This window comes from uncultured Microbacterium sp. (assembly GCF_913776565.1).
GTDB lineage: Bacteria > Actinomycetota > Actinomycetes > Actinomycetales > Microbacteriaceae > Microbacterium.
Genome location: NZ_CAJYPF010000083.1, coordinates 1 through 5,779, shown reverse-complemented (window position 1 = coordinate 5,779; position 5,779 = coordinate 1). Strand labels below are relative to the sequence as shown.

General features: G+C 71.3%; 5 protein-coding genes and 1 pseudogene. 3 read left to right on the top strand and 3 right to left on the bottom strand.

Annotated elements, in window-relative coordinates; genetic code table 11:
• Both QZ433_RS04745 and QZ433_RS04740 read left to right on the top strand, forming a co-directional pair.
• A partial coding sequence (locus tag QZ433_RS04745; RefSeq protein ID WP_295780282.1) for an FAD-dependent oxidoreductase occupies positions 1-1,553 on the top strand: 1,553 nt, incomplete at its 5' end.
• The gene (locus tag QZ433_RS04740) at positions 1,546-1,842 is read left to right on the top strand and encodes a metal-sensitive transcriptional regulator (protein ID WP_264629660.1); all 297 of its coding nucleotides are present in this window, start codon (positions 1,546-1,548) and stop codon (positions 1,840-1,842) included. The genes QZ433_RS04745 and QZ433_RS04740, both read left to right, overlap by 8 nt.
• Positions 1,843-1,890: 48 nt before the next feature.
• On the opposite strand, the gene QZ433_RS04735 is transcribed toward QZ433_RS04740, so the two are convergent.
• The 3 genes from QZ433_RS04735 to QZ433_RS04725 all read right to left on the bottom strand — a co-directional run bounded on the left by QZ433_RS04735 (position 1,891) and on the right by QZ433_RS04725 (position 5,137).
• Entirely contained in the window at positions 1,891-2,490 is a 600-nt protein-coding gene (locus QZ433_RS04735; protein ID WP_295780280.1) for a DUF305 domain-containing protein, read from the bottom strand.
• A 71-nt stretch (positions 2,491-2,561) separates the two neighbouring features.
• Positions 2,562-3,023: a DUF6153 family protein gene (locus QZ433_RS04730; RefSeq protein ID WP_295780278.1), complete on the bottom strand. Its 462-nt coding sequence runs from the start codon at positions 3,021-3,023 to the stop codon at positions 2,562-2,564.
• A gap of 32 nt (positions 3,024-3,055) precedes the next feature.
• A complete protein-coding gene (locus QZ433_RS04725) occupies positions 3,056-5,137 on the bottom strand; it encodes a heavy metal translocating P-type ATPase (protein WP_295780276.1) in 2,082 nt (693 codons plus the stop codon).
• Positions 5,138-5,353: 216 nt separating this feature from the next.
• On the opposite strand from QZ433_RS04725, the pseudogene QZ433_RS04720 reads away from it, so the two are divergent.
• Positions 5,354-5,677, top strand: a pseudogene (locus tag QZ433_RS04720) (metalloregulator ArsR/SmtB family transcription factor); the annotation flags it as partial.
• Positions 5,678-5,779: the final 102 nt, after the last annotated feature.

The following is a 5,779-nucleotide window of genomic DNA, read 5'->3' as shown; positions in this document are numbered from 1 at the left end:
TCGCGAACTGCGGGCTGCCGTATCACGTGGGCGGCGTGATCGCGGATCGGTCGTCGCTGCTCCTGCAGACGCCGGAGTCGCTCGCCGCCCGCTTCGCCCTCGACGTGCGTGTGGGTCACGAGGTGATGTCCATCGACACGGCTGCGCGAACGGTGACCGTGCGCGACGTGGCTGCGGGCACCGAGTCCGTCGAGGCCTACGACGACCTCGTCATCGCCACCGGGGCGGCGGCCGCTCCGGGGCCCTCCGCGAGCGGAGTCCCCACCCACACGCTGCGCAGCGTGCAAGACGTGGACCGGGTGGTCGAGGTGCTCGAGGGTGCCGGCCCCGCGCCACGGGTCGTCGTGGCGGGGGCGGGGTTCATCGGCCTCGAAGCGGTCGAGAACCTCGTCGCGCGTGGGGCGCACGTGACGCTGGTGAGCCGCGGCCGTCAGGTGCTGTCGCCCCTGGATCCCGAGATGGCGGCCCCTCTTCTCGCGGTGCTGCGCGAGGCGGGCGTCGACGTGCGGCTCGGTGCGACGATCGTCGGCGCCGAAGCGGGCACCGTGCGGCTCGATGACGGGACCGCGCTCGAGGCCGTGCTCGTCGTCGAGGCGAGCGGTGTGCGGCCAGACCGCGGGCTCGCGGCCCTCGCCGGCATCGAGGTGGGGCCGTCGGGAGGTATCTCGGTCGACGGGCGCCAGCGCACCTCTGTCCCGCATGTCTGGGCCGCCGGCGACGGTGTCGAGAAGCGCGATCACCTCGATGGTGAGCCGACCCTGGTCACGATGGCGGGACTCGCCAACCGGCACGGCCGCGCCATCGCCGATGACATCGCGGGCCTCGACCCCTCCGAGGCGCGCCCCGCGCTCGGCACCGCCGTGCTCGGACTGTTCGGCACGACGATCGCCTTCGTCGGGTCGAGCGAGCGACGTCTCCGCGCCGAAGGCCGGGCCCACCGTGTCATCCACACCCACCCCGCCTCCCACGCGACCTACTACCCGGGGGCGCAGACGATGGCGATGAAGCTGCTCGTCGACCCCGCGTCGGACCGCATCCTCGGGGCGCAGATCGTCGGCGGCGACGGCGTAGACAAGCGCATCGACGTGATCGCGGTGGCGATGGCGGCCGGGCTCACGGCATCCGCTCTCTCGCAGGTCGAACTCGCTTACGCACCGCAGTACGGGTCGGCGAAGGATCCGGTCAACATGATCGGCTACGTCGCCCAGAATCTCGCCGAGGGGACGACGGATGCCATGCAGTGGCACGAGCTGCCCGCGGCACTCGCCGACGGTGCGACGCTCATCGACGTGCGCACCGCCGCCGAGCACGCCGCGGGCGCCATCCCGGGGGCCGTCAACCTGCCGCTCGACGAACTCCGTGCCCGCCACGACGAGATCCCCGACGGCCCGGTGATCGTGCACTGCCAGGTCGGGCAGCGCGGGCACACGGCCGCGCGGCTGCTGACGCAACTCGGCCACGACGTGCGTAACCTCGACGGCGGATACCGCACCTGGCTGGCCGGCCGAGAGGCGACCGCGCCGACGCCCGACAGAGGAGAGACGCATGAGTGACCGCAGTCTGCACGACCCCCAGGCCGTGAAGAAGGTCGCCAACCGACTCCGCCGCGCGCAGGGTCAGCTCGCCGCCGTGATCGCGGCCGTCGAGGGCGGCGGCGACTGCCGCGACGTCGTCACGCAGCTCGCCGCGGTCAGCAGCGCGATCGACCGCGCGGGCTTCGCGATCATCTCGACCGCGATGAAGCAGTGCATCGTGGATCCGGATGGTCCGGATGCCGAAGACGAAGCCCCCGGCCGGCTCACGGTCGAGGAACTCGAGAAGCTGTTCCTCACGCTCGCCTGAGCGGGGGAGCGGGACCGGAGCGCCGCGATGCTCCGGCCCCGCCGCTGCTCACAGGGAGGCGAGCAGGTCTTTCATCGTGGCGGTCTCGGCCGTCTGGCTGTCGACGATCGAGCGGGCCAGGTCGACGACCTCGCTGTTCTGTCCGTCGTCGATCTCGTCCTGGGCCATGTCGACGGCACCCTCGTGGTGCTCGATCATCTGCTCGAGGTACAGACGGGCCGCGTCGCCGCCCTCGGCATCCGCGAGCTCCTGCATGTCGGACTTCGACATCATTCCGCCGTGATCCATGCCGCTCATGCCCCCGCTCATCGACACGCCCCAGTCCGAGAGCCACCCCTCCATCGTCTCGATCTCGGGGCCTTGGGCGGCCTTGATCTGCTCGGCGAGGGCGGTGACGCGGTCGTCGACACCCGTCTTGCCGAGCAGGGTGTCCGACATCTCGATGGCCTGCTCGTGGTGCGGGATCATCATCGTGACGAACATGATGTCGGTCTCCGATGCGTCGGCGGCCGTGGTGGCCGTCGCCATCGGGCCGGAGCCGTGATCCATGCCGGGCATCGATCCGGATCCGCTCGTGCCGGAGCATCCTGCGAGGGCGAGAATGGCGGCCAGGGGAAGAGCGGCCGCAGCCGCGAATCGGGTCTTCATTGATTTCTCCTTGTCGTTCGCCCGGGTGCGGGCGCTGTTGGGGTGAGGGGTCGCGCGCTGTCGCGCGCAGCTCACGTCCGACAGACGCAGAGGGAGATCAGCGAGGGGGGTCGGCCGGGGGCCTGACGCGCGCTGCGTCGTATGTCCTCGAGAGTCAGGAGATCGCGCAGGGCGAGCCGGCGGAGCGCCGACGCCGCCGCGAAGACGAGGAGGGCCGCCACCACGAGCGCGAGGATGCAGCCCATCTCGGACATGGCGTGGTCGCCGCCGCAGTCCTCGCAGACCGGATCCGCGGCATCCGTCGCCTGTGCGCTCATCATTGCCAGGTTCGTGTCGACCGGGTGGATATGATCCGACTCCGCCGGGGCGGCGATCGCGGCGGTGCCGTGATGACCGGTCATCGTGGCCCGGTCGTTGAGGACGTGCATCCCGAGCAGGCCGACGATGAGCGCAGCCGCGACCATCGCCAGGACCGCGACGAGCGCCGGTTGCCGCGTCTGGGCGTCGCGCAGCACCGATGTCCCTGCGAGCATCGTCGTCCTTCTCTCTCAGGCTAGGCGGTGGCTCAGCGCTCGGGGTCGTCCGCCGGCCGCAGGTCGAGGCGCCGGAGCAGCTGAGCGTTGACGGCGACGACGATGGTCGATAGCGACATCAGGATCGCCCCGATCGACATCGGCAGCACGAATCCGATGGGGGCGAGCACGCCCGCCGCCAGCGGCACCGAGAGCAGGTTGTAGCCCGCGGCCCACCACAGGTTCTGCGTCATCTTGCGGTAGGCGGCACGTGACAGGTCGATCGCGGACAGGACGGCTCGGGGGTCGTCGTGCGCCAGGATCACCCCGGCGGAGGCGATCGCCACGTCGGTCCCCGCCCCGATCGCGATGCCCACGTCGGCCTGCGCGAGAGCCGGGGCGTCGTTGACGCCGTCGCCGACCATCGCCACCGTCCTGCCCTCGCTCTGCAGCTGCTCGACCTTCGACGACTTGTCCTCGGGGCGCACGCCCGCGAAGTACCGGTCGATCCCGACGGCCTCGGCCACGGACGCGGCGACGGCCTCGGCGTCGCCCGTGATCATCACGACCTCCACGCCCCGCTCGCGCAGCGACCGCACGGCGCGGATCGACTCGGGGCGCACCTCGTCGGCGAGCCGCAGGGCTCCGGCGACCGCACCGTCGACCACGACGTGCAGGATGATCGCCCCCTCATCGCGCCACGCGTGCGCCGCATCGATCTCGTCGAGCCCCTTCTCCTCGAGCAGGTGCGGCCCGCCGACTTCGACGACTCTGCCCTCGACCCGAGCGCGCACGCCGACGGCGGGAGCCGACGAGAAATCGTCGGCGCGCGGCACCGTGAGCGCCTTGGCCTCCGCGGCGGCGACGATCGCCCGAGCCAGCGGGTGCTCGGAATCGGATTCCGCCGCGGCGGCCCACGCGAGCACGCGGTCCGCGTCGGCGTCGGCGGTGGGGGCGACGGCCGTCACCGCGGGGGCGCCTGCGGTGAGCGTTCCGGTCTTGTCGAACAGCACGGTGTCGACGGACCGCATGCTCTCCAGGGCAAGACGGTCCTTCACGAGCACACCGGCGCGCGCGGCCCGCTCCGTCGCGATCGAGACCACGAGCGGGATGGCGAGGCCGAGCGCGTGAGGGCACGCGATGACGAGCACGGTGATCGTGCGCACCACCGCTTCATCGGGCAGGCCGATGAGCGTCCAGGCCACCGCCGTGATGACGGCGGAGCCGAGCGCGAACCAGAACAGCCACGCGGCCGCACGATCGGCGATGCGCTGCGCGCGCGACGACGAGTTCTGCGCATCCGACACGAGCTTCTGGATGCCGGCGAGGGCGGTGTCGTCACCGACCGCCGTGATGCGGACTCGCACGCCCGAGTCGGTGGCCACCGTGCCCGCAACGACGGCATCGCCCTCGACACGACGGACCGGGCGCGATTCGCCCGTGATCATCGACTCGTCCATGCTCGCCGCGCCCTGGACGATTTGTCCGTCGGCGGGCACCCGCGCCCCCGGCCGCACCACGACGACGTCGTCGACGCGCAACTCCGACGGCGGCACGGTGACCGTGGAATCGCCCTCGACGCGCTCGGCCTCGTCGGGAAGGAGCGCGGCGAGCGAGTCGAGCGCCGAGGTGGTCTGAGCGAGCGATCGCATCTCGATCCAGTGCCCGAGCAGCATGATCACGATGAGCAGCGCGAGCTCCCACCAGAAGTCGAGTTCATGATCCAGGATGCCGAGACTCGCCCCCCACGATGCGAGGAAGGCCACGGTGATGGCCAGCGCGATGAGCAGCATCATGCCCGGCGCGCGGGAGCGCACCTCCGACACGGCGCCGGTCAGGAACGGCGATCCGCCCCAGACGTACATCACGGTGCCCAGGACCGGCGAGATCCACCCGAGCCACGCGGCATCCGGCAGCGGATAGCCCAGCAGCATCGCGAACATCGGCGAGAACGCGACGACCGGCACAGCCAGCACGAGCATGATCCAGAACAGTCCTCGGAAAGCGGCGACGTGATCGCCGTGTCCGGCGTGGCCGCCGTGTCCGGCGTGGCCGCGGTGGTCACTGTGTCCGGTGTGGGCGGCATGGTCCTGGTGATTCGCGTGCTCCGCGTGGTCTCCGGGTGCAGAGTGCATCGAGTCGTGCTGTCCCCTCAGGCCCTGGTCCCCCATGGGTCCTCCTCTCGTGCCGACCCGGTGAGCGTATACCCCGTGGGGGTATCCGAGGGCGGTCTTGCGGCAGGATTGTCCTTCGATTAGCGGATTCGCTCGGGCGACCCCTGAAGGCGGAGCCATGGTGCACGGTCGCCTACCTCTTGCCCCCCGGATCGATCACCGCTAACGTGCAACCAAATGGTTGAACAACAGAGCGACGCCGACATCGACCGGGTGTTCCACGCCCTCGCCGATGCCACGCGCCGCGACATCGTGCGGCGCACGCTGGTCGCCGAGCAGTCGGTGACCCAGCTCGCGGCGGCCTACGCGATGTCATTCGCGGCGGTGTCGAAGCACATCACCGTGCTCGCCGAGGCGCGGCTGATCACCAAGCGCGCGGAGGGGAGGGTCAGGCTCGTGCGTGCCGACCCCGCCGCCCTGGACCGGGCGCAGCAACTGCTCCGCTCGTACGAAGACCTGTGGCGCGGCCGCATCGACCGACTCGACGCGCTGCTGTCGGAAGAGGCGGATGCCGCGGCATCCGCCCTCCGCTCGCCCTCGGCACCGCCGCCGCCCTCGCGCGACGCCGCTCCGGGTCGCGAGACGCCCAGGCGCACGGCATCC

Bases quoted from the DNA above. Each gene is read 5' to 3' on its own strand.
- QZ433_RS04740 (WP_264629660.1), top strand. From the start codon at position 1,546: ATGAGTGACCGCAGTCTGCACGACCCCCAGGCCGTGAAGAAGGTCGCC.
- QZ433_RS04735 (WP_295780280.1), bottom strand. From the start codon at position 2,490: ATGAAGACCCGATTCGCGGCTGCGGCCGCTCTTCCCCTGGCCGCCATT.
- QZ433_RS04730 (WP_295780278.1), bottom strand. From the start codon at position 3,023: ATGCTCGCAGGGACATCGGTGCTGCGCGACGCCCAGACGCGGCAACCG.
- QZ433_RS04725 (WP_295780276.1), bottom strand. From the start codon at position 5,137: ATGCACTCTGCACCCGGAGACCACGCGGAGCACGCGAATCACCAGGAC.